We start from the raw sequence: 20,168 nt of genomic DNA, 5'->3' as shown, positions 1-20,168 counted from the left end.
GACGCGTGGTGCGCGTCGTAGTTCTGCACGGAATCGGCCAGGAGTTCCTGGGACCTGAGCAAATGCGCCGCCAGGCCGTCCCCGCTCTTCTCGACGGTGTCGGCCTGGCAGGACACACACCCCCGGCAGCCGACGAGGTCGGCTGCGCCTTCTACGGGGACCTCTATTTCGAACCTGGCACCCGTTCGGACGAGGTGCCGCCGTGGGACGAGTTCGACGTGGAGGAAGGCCTGGAGGCCGACCTCCTCGACGCCTGGTGGCAGGCCGCCGATCCTGCCTGGGGGGCCGAGGCCGGCACCCGCGGCGCAGCCGGGTTCGTCGCCTCCAGGGCGCTGCGTTCCGAGCGGGTCCGGGCGGCCTTGGACGCGCTCGCGGGCACGCGGTTCTTCGGCAAGGTCTCCGACCGGCTACTGATCCTCGCGCTGAAGCAGGTACGCCGCTACCTGACGGAGCCCTCCCTTCGGGCGGCCGCACAAGAGCGACTCGCTTCCCTGATCGGACCCGACACCCGCGTGGTCGTTGCCCACTCACTCGGCTCCGTCGTCGCCTACGAGACGCTCTGCGCCCGTCCCGACCTTCCCGTCACCGATCTCGTCACCCTCGGCTCCCCGCTGGGCCTGCGTGGCATCGTCTTCGACCGGCTGACGCCGACCCCGGCGCAAGGCAAGGCCGCCTGGCCCGGAAGCGTTCGACACTGGACCAACCTTGCCGACCACGGTGACATCGTGGCTCTTCCGGATCGTCTGGCTCCTCGCTTCGGAGCTGTTCGCGACCTCCGCGTCGACAACGGGACTCGGATGCACGATCTTGCCCGGTACCTGTCGGCGCCGAAGACGGGAGCTGCGATCGCGCGGGGTCTTCGATGAGCGAAGCCGAGGGCCGCAGATTCCTGATCACCATCGGCGTCGGAACGTACAAGGACGAGGAGATCGCAGATCTCCCCGGCGTCCCCCACGACGTGCGGCGGGTCAGGGAGCTACTCCTCCCCATGGGATACGAACTCGCGCTCGAAGAGCTCGCCTTCGAGCCGACCTCCCGTGACGTCGCGGAGGCCGTCGAGGAATGGGCGCATGACGCGAACCTCGGGCCGGGGGATACCGTCGTGGTCTACTTCGCCGGCCACGGTGTGAAGGCTCCCGATCGCCACTATCTCCTCTGCTCCACCACCAGGCGGGGACGCTTCTCCACAGCGTTGGCCACCGAGGACCTGTCGCGACCTCTGGTACTGAGTCCCGTGGGGCACCTCCTGGTCATCCTGGACACCTGCTACGCCGGAGCGGGATCGGGAGACATCTCCGTGCTCGCCTCCGAACTGACCCCTGTTCAACGCGGCCCAGCCGGACGCTGGACGCTCGCCTCGGCACGGGGCAAGGAGCAGGCACGCGAGAACGCCTTCGTCGACGCTCTCGCCGAGGTTCTCGAACAGCCCCGCGCCGGCGGGCACCAGGAGTATCTGGGGGTGCGGGAGGTCACCGAACGAGTCAACCAGTACTTTGCGGATCGTGGACTGACGCAGCACGCCAACCACTCCACGGTCGACAGCAGTGGCAAAGCCCCCTTCTTCCACAACAAGGCCCACATCCCCGGCCTGCCCACCGACGGCCTCGATGTCGGGACGCTCACGCGCCTGCGCCGAGAATCCCGTGGACACTTCGAGGCCCGTGGCCGGGGACTGGAACACCTCGGCGAACGCGGCGACCACTTCACAGGCCGCAAGGCAGCCCTCGACGCGCTCACCGGCTGGCTGACCGCCGACCGACACGACCACAAGGCCCGAGCCGTCACCGGCGATCCCGGCTCGGGTAAGTCAGCCGTGCTGGGCCGACTGCTACGCATCACGGAGCACCAGATGGTCGTGCCGTTGCACGCCCGCCGTGCCGTCCTGGAGGAATTGGTCGCAGACCTCACCGCCGCTCTACGTCTGCCGAGGCCCGACCGGGACGAGCTGCTCGACTCCCTGGGCCAACGCACGGAACCGGTGGTGGTGCTGGTGGACGCACTCGACGAGGCGGGCACCGCGGGAGACAGCGATGAATCCATGCGAATAGCACGAGAGTTGCTGCGACCACTTTCCTCTCTTCCGACAGTGCGACTGATCGTGGGGACCCGCCGCCCACAACTCCCCTCCCTCGGACGAGCTGTGGAAGTTGTCGACCTGGACACCGAGTTGTTCACGTCTCCGGACGACGTCGCCGCATACGCGACAAGGCTGCTGCTGGCGGAGGGCGACCCGGCCGTCCCTTCCCCGTACAAGAACCGCCCCGACGAGGCACGTACGGTCGCCGAGGGCATCGCCGCGCGTGCCGGACGCTCGTTCCTGGTGGCCCGGATGACAGCCCGCACGCTGATCGAAGGTCAGATCGCCGTTGACACTTCGGTCCCCGGTTGGACGGAAAGCCTGCCCAGCGACGCCGACCAGGCATTCGCGGGCTACCTCGCCCGCTTCGGCCCTGACCGGCCCCGGGTCGAAAGACTGCTGCGCCCGCTCGCCTACGCGCAAGGAGCGGGCCTGCCCTGGTCGACCCTGTGGGCCCCGCTGGCGGAGGCCCTGTCAGGCCTTCCGTGTCCGCAGGACGACCTGCGTTGGCTGCACGAGCACGCGGGTTCGTACGTGGTCGAGACGGAGGGGCCCGATGGGACTTCCGCCTATCGGCTGTTCCACGAGACGATGGCGGAGTACCTGCGCCGCCCCGGCCCGGACAGGGACGCACACCGGACGATGACCCAAGCCCTGCTTGAACGGGTCCCGACGGACCCTCGCACGGGCGTACGAGACTGGGCGGCGGCACACGCCTACGTACGGGACCACCTCGCCTCCCACGCGGCCGGAGGCGGCTGCCTCGACAGGCTGCTGGGCGACTCGGAGTACCTGGTGCACGCGTCCCCGCCCGAGCTGTTGCGGGCGCTGGACGCGGTGACGACACCGGAGGGGCGGCAACGGAGGTCGGTGTACCGCGCCTCAGCGGACGTCCACCGGTACTTCGACGTCCCGGGTCGTCGGGACGTCCTGGCGGTGGACGCGGCGCGCTACGGGTTGCGCGAGCTGGCAGCCGAGCTGGCACGAGACAGGCCGTGGCGGCCCCGTTGGGCGACCGGGGGGCTGGTCCACCCCGCTCTGCACAGCGTGCTGGACGCGGACGGCCCGGTGACTCATGTGGCATGCGTGGCCATCGAGGGTCGGCCCCATGTCCTCGCCGTGTCCAGGACGACGCTCCATGTGTGGGACCTCGCCACGAGTCGACCGCTCATGCGTCTCCCCGCGGACGGGCGCTACCTCGGGCCGGCACCCACAGTCCGTGCGATGACCACGACGGAGGTCGATGGACAGCCCTGGGCCCTCGTACTCTTCGGCGACGAGATCCACATCTGGAACCTCGTCGCGGAGACCCATCGTCGCGTCCCCGTGGACACCCCATGGGGCATCCGGCACATCGTCTGCACAGCGGTCGGAGGACGACCCCACGCGGTCCTCGTGGACGGCCCGGACCTGCGCGTCTGGGACCTCATCGACGACGCCTGGCGGACAGTGCCGTCCGGGCATTCTGTCGCGTACGCCGTGGCCTGTGCAGACATCGACGGCCGCCCCCACGCCGTGACCACGGGTGACTCCGACCGCCTTCTTCACGTCGTCGACCTGATCGACGGGCAGGCGCGGCCACCGTTGACCGTGCAGGGAAGAATTCCTCGGCAGGTGATTCCCACGATCCTCGAGGATCGTCCTCATCTCGTCGGTCATGACGATTTCGACGAGGTCCGTGTCTGGGACCTGACGACGGGCACACTCCGGGCGACGCACCCACGGCCACCGCGGGCCTTCAACGATTTGACCTGCGTGGACATCGACGGCAGGCCTCATGCCGTGGCGGTGTCCGATGACGGACTCGTACGAGTATGGGCCCTGGACGGCAGCCGGCGTCGTCCTCCCCTGAGTGGCCACACCGACATGGTGATGGCGGTGGCCGCCGTCGTGGACGGACGGCCGTACGCCGTCACGGGCGGTCTGGACGGCCTGGTGCGAGTGTGGGACCTGACCGAGGACAGTGACTACGCCACGCTTCCCGGACACGCCGCGCAAGTGCGCAGCGTGCTACCCGTCGCCCTTGAGGGCCGCCCACACATCGTGACCGTCGACGCGGGGGCCACGCTCGAGATCCGCGATCTGGCACGGGGCTCGGTCCGCTCCCGACTGAAGGTCCGGGCCGACTGGACCAGTGCGGTGGCAGCCGTGCATCCCGGCGTCTCGGGACCACCTCTCGCCCTGTCGTCCGACGGTAAGACCGTACGCCTGTGGGACCTGGCGGCCGGCAGGTCGTTCGCCACGCTCCTCAAGGGCAAGGGCACGCACTGGTCCGAAGGCGGCGTGGCCGAGGTACTCATCGAGGGGCGGCCCCACGTGCTCCTCGACTACCACACGGGGACCGAGGTCTGGGATCTCACGAACCGTTCGATGCGTGGAGCCCTGCCCACCGAGGCCGATCCGATCCGATCCCTGACGTGCGCGGAGTTCTCCGGCCGGCCGTACGCCCTGACGGGACACACCAGCGGCGTCACCCGGGTCTGGGATCTCGTCGCATACACACTGGTGGCCCAACTGGACCCGAGAGACGAGTCGTGGATCAACGCGGTCGTCTGCGCCACGATCGAGGGCACACCCCACGCGATCACCGGCAGCGACTCCGGCAAGCTACGCGTCTGGAACCTCGCCACCCGTGCGCTGCGGCACGAGCTCCCCGCCCACTTCCGGTCGGTGAACGCGCTGGCTTGTGTGGAGATCGCCGACCGTCCCCATCTTCTCAGCGGTGGCGCGGACTCCACCCTGCTGATCACCGACCTCGTCCTCGGTCAACCGATCGAGGCGATCACGATGCCTTTGCCCATCGATGCCCTTGCTGCCCACGGTGACGACATCGTCATGGGCCTGCGCAACGAGGTCGTCGTCCTCACGCCTTCGGCTCCGCGCCGGTGACCGGCTCCTCGACGTCGCTCCCGTACGCCACCAGGGTGAGGACGACGAGCCCGAGCACCGTCACCAGGAACGCGAACTCGGGCCAGCCGAGCAGGGCGACGGCGACCGCGCCGAGGATGCCGTGGACGACCGCGCAGCCGATGAGGAGGCCGCGGCCGAAGCGGCCCGGGCGGCGGTCGCGGATGCCCGCGACGAGGGCGACGAGGGCGCAGACGACGAGGGCGACGCCGGAGCCGATGCCGAGTCCCCAGGTGCCGGCGACCATCGCGTCGGGGTCCATGCCGTCGAGGGACATCGTCTGGGCCTCCACGAAACCCGCCATGACGGCGTTGATCGCGACGATGCCGGGCGCTTCGAGGAAGAGCACCGCGGCCGTCACGAGGGCTATCGGTCTGCGGGCCACCTCGGCCACCCCCTGGAATCGCCTGTTACCGACAGTACGGTCGACAGCGCGAAGGCTACTGGCCGGTAAACCCCCGGACAAGAGTTCGCACACGGCGGGCGACGGCGCGCGACGCGACGGCGGCGGGGCAAAGAATCGTCGAGCCATTCGTAGGGACTCCACAAAGAAACCCGAATGGCCCCTGGCTACAAGAACAGAGACCTGCGCCACACCTCGGAGCTACTGTGCCGTAAAGGAACCCTGCGTACCGTGGTGCGACAAGGGAATTCACGACCCGAGCGGGCCCGGGGTCACGCTCCGTGTGGGCAAGCTCACCACTGGGGACGGGTCGAAAGGCCGTGTCGGCAGTCCCTAAACTCAGCTTGTTTCAAGGAGGGAGCCATCGTGCGCAAGGTGCTCATCGCCAACCGTGGCGAAATCGCTGTCCGTGTGGCCCGGGCGTGCCGGGACGCGGGTATCGGCAGCGTGGCCGTGTACGCCGATCCGGACCGGGATGCTCTGCATGTCCGGGCGGCTGACGAGGCGTTCGCTCTGGGCGGTGACACTCCGGCCACCAGCTACCTGGACATGGCCAAGGTGCTCCAGGCCGCCGAGGATTCCGGTGCGGACGCGGTCCACCCGGGTTACGGCTTCCTTTCCGAGAACGCGGAGTTCGCCCAGGCGGTCCTGGACGCGGGTCTGACGTGGATCGGTCCGCCGCCGCAGGCGATCCGGAACCTGGGTGACAAGGTCGCCGCCCGGCACATCGCGCAGCGCGCCGGTGCGCCGCTGGTCGCCGGCACCCCGGACCCGGTCTCGGGTGCGGACGAGGTCGTGGCGTTCGCCGAGGAGCACGGCCTGCCGATCGCGATCAAGGCCGCCTTCGGTGGTGGCGGTCGTGGTCTGAAGGTCGCCCGGACCCTCGAAGAGGTCCCGGAGCTGTACGACTCCGCCGTCCGTGAGGCCGTCGCGGCCTTCGGCCGGGGCGAGTGCTTCGTCGAGCGCTACCTCGACAAGCCGCGCCACGTCGAGACCCAGTGCCTCGCCGACCAGCACGGCAACGTGGTCGTGGTCTCGACGCGTGACTGCTCGCTGCAGCGCCGCCACCAGAAGCTGGTCGAGGAGGCCCCGGCGCCGTTCCTGACCGAGGCGCAGAACGCGGAGCTGTACGCGGCGTCGAAGGCGATCCTGAAGGAGGCCGGCTACGTCGGCGCCGGCACGGTCGAGTTCCTGGTCGGCACGGACGGCACGATCTCCTTCCTGGAGGTCAACACGCGTCTGCAGGTCGAGCACCCGGTGACCGAGGAGGTCGCGGGCATCGACCTGGTCCGGGAGATGTTCCGGATCGCGGACGGCGAGGAGCTCGGCTACGACGACCCGGCCATAAGGGGTCACTCCTTCGAGTTCCGTATCAACGGCGAGGACCCGGGCCGCAACTTCCTGCCCGCGCCCGGCACGGTCACCCTCTTCCAGCCGCCGACCGGCCCTGGTGTCCGTCTGGACGCGGGCGTGGAGTCCGGCTCGGTGATCGGCCCGGCCTGGGACTCGCTCCTGGCCAAGCTGATCGTCACCGGCGCCACCCGCGAGCAGGCCCTGCAGCGCGCGGCCCGCGCGCTCGCGGAGTTCAAGGTCGAGGGCATGGCCACCGCCATTCCGTTCCACCAGGCGGTCGTGGTCGACCCGGCGTTCACCGCGGACCCGTTCCGGGTCCACACGCGGTGGATCGAGACGGAGTTCGTCAACGAGATCAAGCCGTTCGCCCCGGCCGGCGCGGAGGCGGAGGAGGACGAGGCGGGCCGCGAGACGATCGTCGTCGAGGTCGGCGGCAAGCGTCTTGAGGTCTCCCTGCCGTCCTCGCTGGGCATGACCCTGGCCCGTACCGGCCTGGCGGCCGGTGCGAAGCCGAAGCGGCGCGCGGCGAAGAAGTCCGGCCCGACCGCCTCGGGCGACACCCTCGCCTCGCCGATGCAGGGCACGATCGTGAAGGTCGCGGTCGAGGAGGGCCAGGAGGTCAAGGAGGGCGACCTGATCGTCGTCCTGGAGGCCATGAAGATGGAACAGCCCCTCAACGCCCACCGCTCCGGCACCGTCAAGGGCCTGAGCGCCGAGGTCGGCGCCTCCGTCACCTCCGGCGCCGCCATCTGCGACATCAAGGACTGACCGTCGCACGCAGTACCGTACGAAGGGCCCGCAGGCAGCCGCCTGCGGGCCCTTCGTCGAGGGGAGGGCCCCGCGCTCATGCGCGCCGACGCACGCCGCAACCACGAGCGACTGCTCATCGAAGCCCGCGCCGCCTTCGCGGAACAGGGCGCGGACGCGCCCCTGGAGGAGGTCGCGCGCCGCGCGGGCGTGGGCATCGGCACCCTCTACCGGCATTTCCCCACCCGGGCCGACCTGTTGAACGCGGTCTTCCAGGAGGCGCTCGCCGAACTGCTCGACCGGTCACGGGAGCTGGCGGAGGCCGACGCGCCGTGCGCGGCCCTGGTGGAGTGGCTGCGGGCCCTGATCGCGCACGCCGGCGAGTACCGGGGACTCGCGCACGCGCTGATGTCCGCCTCGTACGACCGGAGTTCGGCCCTGGCGCGGTGCAGCGATCCGCTGCGCGCGGCGGGCGAGCGACTGCTCGAACGGGCCCGGAAGGCGGGGCAGGTGCGGGCCGATGTGTCGATCGGCGACCTGATGCAGCTGACCAACGCGATCGCGCTGGCGGCCGAGCAGTGCCCGGAGGACGCGGAGCTGGCGGACCGTCTGCTCGCGCTGACGCTGCGGGGCTTGAAGGGCTGAGCTCATTCGGGATCGGCGTGGGACCCCTGGGGGAGGGTCCCTCGGGTACTGCGGCTGAGTTCAGGTACTGCGGCTGACGTCAGCGGCGGCGCATGTCCGCGACCCGGGCCGTACGTTCCAGCGTCTCCGCGGCCATTCCGCCGCCCGGTCCCCGGAACTGACCGGCCGCCATCCGTCCGCGCTGGACGGGGAGCGGCATGTCACGGCGGGGCCGGGCGCCCGGGGGGACCTGGTCGCCGCCGGAGGGGCCGGCGGCCGCGCCCGTACCGGCGACGGCGATCTGCACGCCCTGGTCGGCGAGGGCCTGGAGCTCGGTGGCGGCCCGCTCGTCGTGGGCCGGGGGCTCGTCGGTCACCAGGCGGGTGATGACGTCCGTCGGCACCGTCTGGAACATGGTGTCGGAGCCCAGCTTGGTGTGGTCGGCGAGGACCACGACCTCGGCCGCCGCCTGCACGAGCGCCCGGTCCACGCTCGCGGAGAGCATGTTGGACGTGGACAGGCCGCGCTCGGCGGTCAGGCCGCTCCCGGAGAGGAACGCCCGGGAGACCCGGAGCCCCTGGAGCGACTGCTCGGCCCCGCTGCCCACCAGCGCGTAGTTGGAGCCGCGCAGGGTGCCGCCGGTCATGACGACCTCGACCCGGTTGGCGTGGGCGAGGGCCTGGGCGACGAGCAGGGAGTTGGTGACGACGGTGAGGCCGGGCACGCGGGCGAGCCGGCGGGCCAGCTCCTGCGTGGTCGTCCCGGCGCCGACGACGATGGCCTCGCCTTCTTCGACGAGGCTCGCGGCGACGTCGGCGATGGCCGTCTTCTCCGCTGTGGCGAGATGGGATTTCTGCGGGAAGCCGGATTCTCGCGTGAATCCGCCCGGCAACACCGCACCGCCGTGGCGGCGGTCGAGGAGTCCTTCTGCCTCAAGGGCCCGTACGTCTCTCCGTACGGTCACTTCAGAGGTCTGGACGACGCGGGCGAGCTCGCGGAGCGACACGGCCCCATTGGCTCGCACCATTTCGAGGATCAACTGGCGACGTTCTGCAGCGAACACGAAACTGACAGTAACGTGACCGGCCGATAGTTTTCAGCAGTATGCGCCGAATTGCAGAAGATGCGCACAGACGGGGCCTCCAAGTGGTATGGGAGGCCCCGTCGTTGATCGATCTATGTCCCGCCTTGCCGGGGGTTGTCCGAGTCGGCGAACCGTTCCCGCAGGCGGGAGCCGGGCCGGGGCCGGGCGTTACGCCTCGCCCGTCGCCTTTCGGGTGTGCAACTGCCGTGCCACTTCCGCGATCGAGCCCGACAGGGAGGGGTACACGGTGAAAGCGTTTGCGATCTGTTCGACCGTCAGATTGTTGTCGACCGCGATCGAGATCGGGTGGATCAGCTCGCTCGCCTTCGGCGCGACGACACAGCCGCCGACCACGATGCCGGTGCCCGGACGGCAGAAGATCTTCACGAAGCCGTCCCGGATGCCCTGCATCTTCGCGCGGGGGTTGCGCAGCAGCGGCAGCTTGACGACCTTGGCGTCGATCTTGCCCGCGTCCACGTCGGCCTGGGTGTAGCCGACGGTGGCGATCTCCGGGTCGGTGAAGACGTTCGAGGAGACCGTCTTCAGGTTCAGCGGGGCCACCGCGTCGCCGAGGAAGTGGTACATCGCGATCCGGCCCTGCATGGCGGCGACCGAGGCGAGCGCGAAGACACCGGTGACGTCACCGGCGGCGTACACGCCGGGGGCGGAGGTACGGGAGACCTTGTCGGTCCAGATGTGGCCGGAGTCCTTCAGCTTGACCCCCGCCTCCTCCAGGCCCATCCCGGCCGAGTTCGGGATCGCGCCGACCGCCATCAGGCAGTGGGTGCCGGAGATGACCCGGCCGTCCGCGAGCGTGACCTCCACCCGGTCGCCGACCCGCTTGGCGGACTCGGCGCGGGAGCGGGCCATGACGTTCATGCCGCGGCGCCGGAAGACGTCCTCCAGGACGGCGGCCGCGTCCGGGTCCTCGCCCGGGAGCACGCGGTCGCGGCTGGAAACGAGCGTGACGCGGGAGCCGAGCGCCTGGTAGGCGCCGGCGAACTCGGCACCGGTGACACCGGAACCGACCACGATGAGCTCCTCGGGGAGCTCCTTCAGGTCGTAGACCTGCGTCCAGTTCAGGATGCGTTCGCCGTCCGGCTTGGCGTCGGGCACCTCGCGCGGGTGGGCACCCGTCGCGATCAGCACGGCGTCGGCGGTCAGCGTCTCCTCGGTGCCGTCGGCGGCGGTGACGACCACCTGGCGCGAGCCGTCCACGGCCTGCCGCCCGGAGAGCCGGCCGCGGCCGCGCAGGACCCGGGCGCCGGCCCGGGTCACGGAGGCGGTGATGTCGTGGGACTGGGCGAGCGCGAGGCGCTTCACCCGTCGGTTCACCTTGCCGAGGTCCACGCCGACGACACGAGCGGCCTGCTCGATGTGCGGGGTGTCGTCCGCGACGATGATGCCCAGCTCCTCGTAGGAGGAGTCGAAGGTGGTCATCACCTCGGCGGTGGCGATCAGGGTCTTCGAGGGGACGCAGTCGGTCAGGACGGACGCGCCGCCGAGGCCGTCGCAGTCCACGACGGTCACCTCCGCGCCGAGTTGGGCGCCCACCAGGGCCGCCTCGTATCCGCCGGGTCCGCCGCCGATGATCACGATCCGGGTCACTGGGATCTACGCCTCGCGCTCTCGTTCTGCCGGGGGGTCCCCCCGCTGGGGTGCAGTGCGTACGCCATTGTCCCGCACGCTTCAAGTGCGTACCCCATTCTCCCGCACGCCGGGCGCTGCCTCGCGCCGGGGCCGCCGGAGCCCCTCGTACGGCCTTCACCTCACGGTTCTCCGGGCAGCCCGCCCCCTCCCGTACCCTCGGTCCCATGTCGCTCTACGCCGCTTTCGCCGGCAACCTCGACGCGCGGCTGATGAGCCGCCGCGCACCGCACTCCCCGCTGCGCGGCACCGGCTGGCTGAACGGCTGGCGGCTGACCTTCGGCGGAGAGCAGATGGGCTGGGAGGGGGCGCTGGCCACCATCGTGGAGGCCCCCCGCTCCCAGGTCTTCGTGGCGCTGTACGACATCGCGCCGATGGACGAGGACTCCATGGACCGCTGGGAGGGCGTGGGCCTCGACATCTACCGGCGGATGCGGGTGCGGGTGCACACCCTGGACGGCGAGGAGCCGGCCTGGGTGTACGTCCTCAACGCGTACGAGGGCGGGCTGCCGTCCGCGCGGTACCTGGGCGAGGTCGCCGACGCGGCCGAGTCGGCGGGCGCGCCGCACGACTACGTGATGGAGTTGCGGAAGCGCCCCTGCTGATCCGGGCGGGTCGCCGGGGCCGCGCCGATCCGGCCGGGTTGATCCGACCGGGTGACCGGAATCCTCCATTCGTCGGAAACGACAAGACAACGATCGCATGTCCGTCAGCATCGTCATCTACGCGCGTAGGAATTCTCCGGCTACGCTGCTTCGCGTACCAAATCCGTCCGGGGCTCCCCTCGGACCCCCCTCCCCGAGGCGAGAGAGTCAGTGAACGCAACTGCCACCCCGTACGAGGCCGCCGAGGCCGCTGCCGCACGTCTTCGCGAGCTGACCGGAGTCGAGAACCACGACGTCGCCCTGGTCATGGGCTCCGGCTGGGCGCCCGCCGTCGACGCCCTCGGTGCCCCCGAGGCCGAGTTCCCGGTGACCGAGCTCCCCGGCTTCCCGCCGCCGGCCGTCGAGGGCCACGGCGGCAAGGTCCGCTCGTACAAGATCGGTGAGAAGCGCGCGCTGGTCTTCCTCGGCCGCACCCACTTCTACGAGGGCCGGGGCGTCGCCTCCGTCGCCCACGGCGTCCGCACCGCCGTCGCCGCCGGCTGCAAGACCGTCGTCCTCACCAACGGCTGCGGCGGCCTCCGCGAGGGCATGCGCCCCGGCCAGCCGGTCCTGATCAGCGACCACCTCAACCTCACGGCCGCCTCCCCGATCGTCGGCGCGAACTTCGTCGACCTGACGGACCTGTACTCGCCGCGCCTGCGCGCGCTGTGCAAGGAGGTCGACGAGACGCTGGAGGAGGGCGTGTACGTCCAGTTCCCCGGCCCGCACTACGAGACCCCGGCCGAGATCAACATGGTCCGCGTGCTCGGCGGCGACCTCGTCGGCATGTCCACCGTCCTGGAGGCCATCGCGGCGCGTGAGGCCGGGGCCGAGGTCCTGGGCATCTCGCTCGTCACCAACCTGGCGGCGGGGCTCTCGGGCGAACCGCTCAACCACGAAGAGGTCCTGCAGGCGGGGCGCGACTCGGCGGCCCGGATGGGTGAGCTGCTGACGCGGGTCCTGGACCGAATCTGACGGTCGCGGGCGGTGCCGCCGCGCGGGGCCTCTCCCCCGCCCCTTCCCGTAACCGGGGCTCCGCCCCGGACCCCGGTCCTGACGCCGGACGGGCTGAAGTTCAGCCCGTCCGGCGTTCGAGGACACGGCCGCAGGCCGTACGGGGGTCTGGGGGCTTGCCCCCAGTTCGGGAAGGGGCGGGGCGGGGAAAGGCTCCGCGCAGCGGCACACGCCCCGCACCCCGCCCGCACCAGAACGCACCCGCCCCGCCCTCCCCGAAAGGCACACCGTGACGCAGGACGACCTCCTCACCCGGGCCCAGGCCTGGCTCGCCGAGGATCCCGACAGCGAGACCCGCGAGGAGCTCGCGCGACTCATCGAGGCCGGCGCGAGCGACGAGCTCGCCGCCCGGTTCAGCGGCACGCTGCAGTTCGGCACGGCCGGGCTCCGCGGTGAGCTCGGCGCCGGACCCATGCGGATGAACCGCTCGGTCGTCATCCGGGCCGCCGCCGGCCTCGCCGCGTACCTGAAGGCGAAGGGCCAGGAGGGCGGACTCGTCGTCATCGGCTACGACGCCCGCTACAAGTCCGCCGACTTCGCCCGCGACACCGCCGCCGTGATGACCGGCGCCGGACTCCGCGCGGCCGTCCTCCCCCGCCCGCTGCCGACGCCCGTCCTCGCGTACGCCATAAGGCATCTGGGCGCCGTCGCCGGTGTCGAGGTGACCGCGAGCCACAACCCGCCGCGCGACAACGGCTACAAGGTCTACCTGGGCGACGGCTCGCAGATCGTCCCGCCGGCCGACGCCGAGATCGCCGCCGAGATCGACGCCATCCGCTCGCTGCACGACGTGCCCCGGCCCGAGACCGGCTGGGAGACCCTCGGCGACGAGGTCCTGGCGGCCTACCTGGAGCGTACGGACGCCGTCCTGACCCCCGGCTCCCCCCGGACCGCGCGGACCGTCTACACGGCCATGCACGGCGTCGGCAAGGAGGTCCTCACGGCCGCGTTCGACCGGGCCGGCTTCCCGCCGCCCGCGCTCGTCGCCGAGCAGGCCGACCCGGACCCGGCCTTCCCGACGGTCGCGTTCCCGAACCCGGAGGAGCCGGGCGCCATGGACCTGGCCTTCGAGGCCGCCCGGGCCGTGGACCCCGACATCGTCATCGCGAACGACCCGGACGCCGACCGCTGCGCCGTGGCCGTGCCCGACGCGGACGTCGAGGGCGGCTGGCGGATGCTCCGCGGCGACGAGGTCGGCGCGCTGCTCGCCGCGCACCTGGTGCACAAGGGCGCGACCGGCGTCTTCGCCGAGTCGATCGTGTCCTCGTCCCTCCTCGGCCGCATCGCCGAGGCGGCGGGCGTCGGCTACGAGGAGACCCTGACCGGCTTCAAGTGGATCGCCCGCGTCGACGGACTGCGGTACGGCTACGAGGAGGCGCTCGGCTACTGCGTCGACCCCGAGGGCGTCCGCGACAAGGACGGCATCACGGCGGCGCTGCTCGTCACCGAGCTGGCCTCGGTGCTCAAGGAGCAGGGCCGCACCCTCACCGACCTGCTCGACGACCTGGCGGTGGCGCACGGCCTGCACGCCACGGACCAGCTGTCCGTACGGGTCGAGGACCTGGGGATCATCGCCGCCGCGATGGCCACGCTCCGCGAGCGTCCCCCGGTCCGGCTCGCCGGTCTGACGGTCGTCTCCGCCGAGGACCTGACGAAGGGCACCGAGTCCCTGCCGCCGACGGACGGCCTCCGCTACCACCTGGAGGGCGACTACAAGGCCCGGGTGATCGTCCGTCCCTCCGGCACCGAGCCCAAGCTCAAGTGCTACCTGGAGGTCGTCGTCCCGGTCGGCGACGGCAGCGAGCTGGCGACCGCCCGCGCGACGGGCGCCGAGATCCTCGCCGCGATCAAGCGGGATCTGTCCGAGGCCGCCGGGCTGTAGGCCGCCGGGGCGCAGGACGTCGGGGCGCAGGACATCGGGGCGCGGGACATCAGGCCGACAGGACATCGGCCCGGAGGACCGCCGAGGGCCGGTACGGAAGGTAATCCGTACCGGCCCTCGCCCGTCCGGGTGAACCCCCTACGGCACGTGACGTAAAGCGTGGACCGCGCGCCGGGGGCGCGCGCCAGGGTGACCCGGTGTCCGTCACCCCCGTGCCGTACGTCCCCGCCCCCCGTACCGCCGCCGCCCCCGAGGCCGTGGAAGGCGGCGCGCTGCGGCGCGCGGCCCCGGCGCTGCTCGGATTCCTGACGGTACGGCTCCTGGGTCTTGCGGTGCTCGCCCGCTGGGCGCATCTGAAGGGGCACGGCCTGTGGCCGCTGCTCGCCCGTACGTGGGACTCGCTCTGGTACCTGGACATCGCCGGGCACGGGTACACGACCCAGCCGTCCTCCCCCCGGAACCTGGCGTTCTTCCCGCTCTTCCCCGGGCTCGTCCGGCTCCTCTCGGCGGTCCTCCCCGGCTCCCGCGCCTCCGTCGCCCTCGGGCTCGCGGTGGTGTGCTCGCTGCTCGCCGCCTGGGGGGTGTTCGCGGTCGGCGACCGGCTGCACGGGCGTCGGGCCGGCACGGTCCTCGCCGTCCTGTGGGGCGCCTCGCCGGTGGCCGCCGTGCAGTGGATGGGGTACACGGAGTCGCTGTTCACGGCGCTCGCCGCCTGGGCGCTGTACGCGGTGCTCGGCGGGCGCTGGGCGTGGGCCGCAGGCCTCGCGGTGGCCGCCGGGCTGACCCGGCCGACGGGGCTGGCGGTCGCGGTGGCGGTCGGCGTGGCGGGGCTCCTCGCCGCCCGGCGCGAGCGGCGGGCCCTGGCCGCCGCCCTGACGGCGCCCCTCGGCTGGCTCGGGTACGTCGGGTGGGTGGCGCTCGTCCGGGGGCGCTGGGACGGCTACTTCGAGGTGCAGCGGCGCTGGGGGAACCAGTGGGACGGCGGCGCGGTGACCCTGCGGGCGCTGCGCCGGTACCTCCTCCACAGCGCGTCCCCGCCGCTCTTCCTGACCGTCGTGTCGCTGGTGCTGCTGGTGTCCGCCGCGCTGTACGTGTGCTGTCTCGCGGACCGGCAGCCGCTGCCGCTGCTCGTGTTCACGGGGGTGCTGCTGCTCGTGGTCCTCGGCAGCGGCGGCGTCTGGTTCCCGCGGGCCCGCTTCCTGCTGCCGGGCTTCCCGCTGCTGCTGCCGCTCGCCGCGGGGATCGCCCGCGCGCGGTGGCACGTCGCCGCCCTCGTCCTCACGGGTGCGGCGCTCTCCTCGGCGTGGCTGGGCGGCCACATGCTCCTGGTGTGGGAAGGAGCGCCCTGACGGGGCTCGGCCCCGGGACATCCGGCCGGGAGGCGGGGGTGCGGCTCAGCCCGTCGCGATCAGGATGACGAGGAGCAGCAGCCCGGCCAGCGCGGGGGCGACGATCTCGTACGCCCAGCGCACCTCCGGCTCGCCCTGCGCGCCCGGGGTCCCGGCGCGCAGCTCGGCGAGCTCGCGCAGGTCGGCGATGGTCTTGTCGCTGGGGGCGGTGCGGGAGGCGGCGTCCCGGACGTCGGCGGTGACGGAGGTACGGCCGTGCGGGTCGTCCTGGGAGGCGCGGGCGGCCTGGCGGGCGGCCCTCTTCCGCTGGCGCAGCGAGACGGGGATCGCCCACAGCTGGTACTTGGCGCCCTCCTGCGTGAAGACCTCGCTGGAGTAGCCGGCGCGGACGTCGGCGACCGTGGCCCAGGGCAGCACGATCGACCGGAACGGGTTGCGGATCCGGAGCCGGTCGTCGTTGGCGTACACGGCGGGCCGGATCGTGAAGGCGACGATCAGCGGGACGGCGAGGACGAGGATCGCGAGCGCGATCCAGGGGGTGCGGCCCTCGCCGCGGACCATCGAGTCCCCGGCGAAGAAGGCCGTGAGGAGCAGCAGGAACACCCCGCTCGCGACCCCGAGGGGCGACCGGAAGACCTTGTCGGCGGGGGTCTGTCCCGCGGGGGTCTTTCCTGCGGACGGCTGCTCGGGGCTCGGCTCGTGGCTGGGCTCGGGGGTCGTCATGCCGCCGATTGTGCCTCAGGGGGCGGGTGGGGGGCTCAGGCGGCCCGCGCGGCCACGAGATCCGCGTACAGGATGATGTTGTCGGGGCGGTGGCCGTCGACGAGCTCGCCGCCGCAGGTGACGAGGCGCAGCTCGGGGTGGGTGGTGTCGCCGTAGACCTTGGCCGTCGGGAAGGCGTCCTTGTCGACCTGCTGCAGTTCCCGGACGCGGAAGACGGCGGTCGTGCGGTCGGCGCGGGTCACGGTGATCTCGTCGCCGACGCGGACCTTGGAGACGTTCTTGAGGACGGCCGGGCCGCGGGCGGTGTCGAAGTGGCCGATGAGGACGGCGGGGCCGGTCTGCCCGGGGGTGACGCCCTTGTCGTACCAGCCGATGCGGTCGGCGTCGGCGACGGAGGGCACCTCGACGGTGCCGTCCGTGTTCAGGCCGAGCGGGAGGACGGGCCCGGTGTCGACCCCGGCGGCGGGCACCCGGACCCGGACGGGCAGGGACCGCGCCATCGGCTTCACGGGGGCCGTGCTCGCGGTCGGCGCGGGGGCGGTGGCCTGTGAGATGTGGGCGGGCGTGGTGTCCGCTGCCGCGGAGCAGCCGGTGAGGGCGGCGAGGGCGGCCACGAGGACGAGGGAAGCGGTACGGGTACGGGCGGGTCGACGGCTCACGGGACGGCTCCGGGCGGGCTGGGGGAAGGGGTGTGGCCGGCCGCCGCGCGGGACGCGGCGACCGGCCTGGGGTGGGGTGTCACCTGCTCGGGTCAGGGCAGGGGGAGGAGTGCGGGACCTGGCGCGCGATCAGGTACGGATCGGGCGCGGGTCCGGTACGGATCGGTCTTGGATCCCGTACGGATCGGTCTTGGATCCCGTACGGATCAGGCGCGGGCTCCCGTACGGATCAGGCGCGGGAGCCGGCCCGGCGGCGCAGGACGACGAAGCCGAGGCCCGCGGCGGCGAGGGAGGCCGCGCCCGCGCCGGCCGCGATCAGGGCGGTGGAGTCGCCCTGGGTGCCGAGCTCGGCACCGGCCGCGACGCCGCCCTGCGGGATGACGGAGGTCTGCCCGGTGTCGGTGGTGGTGCCGTTGTTGCCCGCCGGGGTGCCGGCGGCGTCCTTCTCGCAGCCCTTGGGGAGCTTCGGGAAGGCGGTCCACCGGTACGGCGTGTCGCCGCCCTGGGTGCGCTGGCCGAGCTGCGGGGTGGCCGTGTTCGCGCCCTTGATCGTGAGGCCCTGGCCCAGGTCGGCCGGGTGGGCGCGGTCGACGGTGACGATCGGCTTGCCGGCCTCGTCCTTGAGGACGGCCTTGGGGCCCTTCTCCAGGTCGTTGGTGAGCGTCACGGTCAGCAGCGCGAAGACCGAGGGGATGTCCTGCCGGACGGTGCACTCGCCGACGGTGACGACGGGGCCCGGGGCGGGCTTGGAGCCCTTCTGGACGAGCTCCGGGGCGGCCTGCTTCGTGGAGCCCGGGATGTAGGCCGCGAAGCCACCGTCCTGCTCCAGGACGACGACCGCCTTGCCGTACGTCCAGACCTGGCGGGAGCCGGTCAGGTAGGTGAAGCCGCGGCCGTGGCCGTTCTCGATGAGCTGGAGGCCGTAGCGGCCGTCCTTCTTGGCGAGCTCCAGGACGGTGCCGTCGGCGAGGACGTACATGCCGGGCTCGGCGCCGGGGACGTAGTTGCGCTCCCAGTTGAGGGTGCGGCCGTCCTCGAAGAGGACGAAGAACTCGCCGTTGTCGTTGCCGGCGACCGGGCGGGTGATGGCGTCGAGGACGCCGACCGGGTTGCCCTGGTGGAAGAGCTCGGCGCGGTGGTGCAGGTCCTTGACCTTGTAGATCTTGGCGATCGTGCCGTTGATGAGGGTCTCGGTCCGGACGAGGGTGCCCTGCTGCGTGCCGGCCGCGGTCGCGGTCACCTCGCCCTCGGAGGTCAGGGTCACCGAGTACCCGGCGAAGACCTTGGTGTCCTCCTGCGGGTAGCCGGCACCGGCCTTCAGCTCGCCGAGGACCGTGCCGCCCTTGAGGACCGTGGCGGTGAAGTACGGGTGCTGGTCGCCCTTGGCGTACACCTTCGCCGACAGGCCGCCGGCGAGCTCGACGGTGCGGACGAGGGTGCCGTTCGCGTCGACGGCGACGGCGGTCACCTTGCCCTCGGCGGTCAGGGTCACCGCGTGTCCGGCGAAGACCTTGGTGTCCTGCTGCGGGTAGCCGGCACCGGCCTTCAGCTCGCCGAGGACCGTGCCGCCCTTGAGGACCGTGGCGGTGAAGTACGGGTGCTGGTCGCCCTTGGCGTACACCTTCGCCGACAGGCCGCCGGCGAGCTCGACGGTGCGGACCGGGGTGGCCTCGGCGGGCGCGGCGGCCTTCGCCGGCTCGGTGGCCTTCGCACTCGCGGTGACCGTCGGCGCCGGGGTCGTACCGGCGGCGAAGGCGTTGCCGGCCGCGAGGACCGGGGTGGCGGCGACGCCGGCGACGAGCGCGGCGGCAAGGGCGGTGCGAAGGGCGGTGCGCATAACGACTCCTGAGGCAGGTCACAGGTGGATGAGGAAGAGCCGCATGCCTGGCTGACATCTCGATCGGGAAGGGCCGGTGAGGTCTGGCTGGCTGCTGATAAGAATCTATTGATCTTGTATGGGGGAGCCGTCCGCTCCGTGTCACGAGCGTGTGACAGGAGTCACCACGCCGTCGGACCCCCTGTGACCTCGGGCTCCATGAAGGGGCGCCCCTGTACAGGTCGCTACGCGCGTAGATATGCTCGACTGGTGACCATGCCCACCACTGCATCCGCAGCATCCGCTTTCGCCGACGTGACCACGTCCGACAGTGCGCTGCGCCGCTTCCTCCACGGGCTGCCCGGCGTCGACGCCGTCGGCCTGGAGGCGCGCGCCGCGTCCCTCGGCACCCGCTCGATCAAGACCACGGCCAAGGCGTACGCCATCGACCTGGCCATTTCCATGATCGACCTGACGACGCTCGAAGGCGCGGACACCCCGGGCAAGGTCCGGGCGCTCGCCGCCAAGGCCGTCAACCCCGATCCGACCGACCGCACGACCCCGAAGACGGCCGCCGTCTGCGTCTACCCCGACATGGTGGCCACCGCCAAGGCCGCCGTCGCGGGCTCGGGCGTCAAGGTCGCCTCGGTCGCCACCGCCTTCCCGGCCGGCCGCGCCGCGCTCCCCGTGAAGCTGGCCGACACCGCCGACGCCATCGCCGCCGGCGCCGACGAGATCGACATGGTCATCGACCGTGGCGCCTTCCTCGCCGGCCGGTACCTGGAGGTCTTCGAGCAGATCGCCGCGATCAAGGCGGAGTGCGGCGACCGCGCCCGCCTCAAGGTGATCTTCGAGACCGGCGAGCTGTCCACGTACGACAACATCCGCCGCGCCTCCTGGCTCGGCATGATGGCCGGCGCGGACTTCATCAAGACCTCGACCGGCAAGGTCGCGGTCAACGCCACCCCGGCGAACACCCTCCTCATGCTGGAGGCCGTGCGCGACTTCCGCGCCCAGACCGGCGTGCAGATCGGCGTGAAGCCGGCCGGCGGCATCCGCAACACCAAGGAAGCGATCAAGTTCCTGGTTCTCGTCAACGAGACCGTGGGTGAGGACTGGCTGGACAACCACTGGTTCCGCTTCGGCGCTTCCAGCCTGCTCAACGACCTGCTGATGCAGCGCCAGAAGCTGGCGACCGGCCGTTACTCCGGCCCCGATTACGTGACGGTGGACTGATCA

15 protein-coding genes are annotated in these 20,168 nt (G+C 71.8%); 9 read left to right on the top strand and 6 right to left on the bottom strand.

Going from position 1 to position 20,168, the window contains the following annotated elements; genetic code table 11:
- The first annotated feature begins 5 nt into the window (after positions 1-5).
- Both AB5J54_RS25005 and AB5J54_RS25000 read left to right on the top strand, forming a co-directional pair.
- Positions 6-866 carry an antibiotic ABC transporter ATP-binding protein gene (locus AB5J54_RS25005; protein WP_369146137.1) on the top strand — a complete coding sequence of 287 codons (861 nt, stop codon included), beginning with the start codon at positions 6-8 and terminating at the stop codon, positions 864-866.
- Positions 863-4,966, top strand: coding sequence for a caspase family protein (locus tag AB5J54_RS25000; protein ID WP_369146136.1), 4,104 nt, complete (start codon positions 863-865; stop codon positions 4,964-4,966). Before AB5J54_RS25005 ends, AB5J54_RS25000 begins: the two co-directional genes overlap by 4 nt.
- Here AB5J54_RS25000 and AB5J54_RS24995 read toward each other — a convergent pair.
- The gene (locus tag AB5J54_RS24995) at positions 4,941-5,378 is read right to left on the bottom strand and encodes a hypothetical protein (RefSeq protein WP_369146135.1); all 438 of its coding nucleotides are present in this window, start codon (positions 5,376-5,378) and stop codon (positions 4,941-4,943) included. The two genes, AB5J54_RS25000 and AB5J54_RS24995, sit on opposite strands and share 26 nt — an antisense overlap.
- A gap of 375 nt (positions 5,379-5,753) precedes the next feature.
- Here AB5J54_RS24995 and AB5J54_RS24990 point away from each other — a divergent pair, with 375 nt between their 5' ends.
- Entirely contained in the window at positions 5,754-7,508 is a 1,755-nt protein-coding gene (locus tag AB5J54_RS24990; protein ID WP_369146134.1) for a biotin carboxylase N-terminal domain-containing protein, read from the top strand.
- Positions 7,509-7,586: 78 nt separating this feature from the next.
- Entirely contained in the window at positions 7,587-8,132 is a 546-nt protein-coding gene (locus AB5J54_RS24985) for a TetR/AcrR family transcriptional regulator (protein WP_369146133.1), read from the top strand.
- 79 nt (positions 8,133-8,211) lie between these two features.
- Here the strand turns inward: AB5J54_RS24985 and AB5J54_RS24980 are convergent, their stop codons facing one another.
- Both AB5J54_RS24980 and AB5J54_RS24975 read right to left on the bottom strand, forming a co-directional pair.
- Positions 8,212-9,174, bottom strand: coding sequence for a DeoR/GlpR family DNA-binding transcription regulator (locus AB5J54_RS24980; RefSeq protein WP_366036147.1), 963 nt, complete (start codon positions 9,172-9,174; stop codon positions 8,212-8,214).
- 189 nt (positions 9,175-9,363) lie between these two features.
- The gene (locus AB5J54_RS24975) at positions 9,364-10,803 is read right to left on the bottom strand and encodes an NAD(P)H-quinone dehydrogenase (RefSeq protein WP_369146132.1); all 1,440 of its coding nucleotides are present in this window, start codon (positions 10,801-10,803) and stop codon (positions 9,364-9,366) included.
- Positions 10,804-11,009: 206 nt separating this feature from the next.
- Between AB5J54_RS24975 and AB5J54_RS24970 the strand changes: the two genes are divergently transcribed.
- The 4 genes from AB5J54_RS24970 to AB5J54_RS24955 all read left to right on the top strand — a co-directional run bounded on the left by AB5J54_RS24970 (position 11,010) and on the right by AB5J54_RS24955 (position 15,731).
- The gene (locus AB5J54_RS24970) at positions 11,010-11,447 is read left to right on the top strand and encodes a gamma-glutamylcyclotransferase (RefSeq protein ID WP_017239758.1); all 438 of its coding nucleotides are present in this window, start codon (positions 11,010-11,012) and stop codon (positions 11,445-11,447) included.
- Between the two features lie 210 nt (positions 11,448-11,657).
- Positions 11,658-12,461: a purine-nucleoside phosphorylase gene (locus AB5J54_RS24965; protein WP_366036144.1), complete on the top strand. Its 804-nt coding sequence runs from the start codon at positions 11,658-11,660 to the stop codon at positions 12,459-12,461.
- Positions 12,462-12,729: 268 nt separating this feature from the next.
- Positions 12,730-14,382 (top strand): phospho-sugar mutase, encoded by a 1,653-nt coding sequence (locus AB5J54_RS24960; RefSeq protein ID WP_369146131.1) that lies wholly within the window; start codon positions 12,730-12,732, stop codon positions 14,380-14,382.
- Positions 14,383-14,594: 212 nt separating this feature from the next.
- Complete coding sequence (locus tag AB5J54_RS24955) at positions 14,595-15,731, top strand: glycosyltransferase 87 family protein (RefSeq protein WP_369149449.1); 1,137 nt, start codon at positions 14,595-14,597, stop codon at positions 15,729-15,731.
- Positions 15,732-15,776: 45 nt separating this feature from the next.
- On the opposite strand, the gene AB5J54_RS24950 is transcribed toward AB5J54_RS24955, so the two are convergent.
- From AB5J54_RS24950 to AB5J54_RS24940, 3 genes are all read right to left on the bottom strand, one after another.
- Positions 15,777-16,454: a PH domain-containing protein gene (locus AB5J54_RS24950; protein ID WP_369146130.1), complete on the bottom strand. Its 678-nt coding sequence runs from the start codon at positions 16,452-16,454 to the stop codon at positions 15,777-15,779.
- A gap of 35 nt (positions 16,455-16,489) precedes the next feature.
- Complete coding sequence (locus tag AB5J54_RS24945) at positions 16,490-17,113, bottom strand: class F sortase (protein ID WP_369146129.1); 624 nt, start codon at positions 17,111-17,113, stop codon at positions 16,490-16,492.
- Between the two features lie 229 nt (positions 17,114-17,342).
- Positions 17,343-18,950 carry a hypothetical protein gene (locus tag AB5J54_RS24940; protein ID WP_369146128.1) on the bottom strand — a complete coding sequence of 536 codons (1,608 nt, stop codon included), beginning with the start codon at positions 18,948-18,950 and terminating at the stop codon, positions 17,343-17,345.
- Between the two features lie 255 nt (positions 18,951-19,205).
- On the opposite strand from AB5J54_RS24940, the gene deoC reads away from it, so the two are divergent.
- Positions 19,206-20,165 carry a deoxyribose-phosphate aldolase gene (deoC, locus tag AB5J54_RS24935; RefSeq protein ID WP_352016886.1) on the top strand — a complete coding sequence of 320 codons (960 nt, stop codon included), beginning with the start codon at positions 19,206-19,208 and terminating at the stop codon, positions 20,163-20,165.
- Positions 20,166-20,168: the final 3 nt, after the last annotated feature.

It is taken from the genome of Streptomyces sp. R44, assembly GCF_041053105.1.
Classification (GTDB): Bacteria; Actinomycetota; Actinomycetes; order Streptomycetales; family Streptomycetaceae; genus Streptomyces.
The sequence above is the reverse complement of the archived record's forward strand: the minus strand, read 5'-3'. Positions and strand labels throughout refer to the sequence as shown.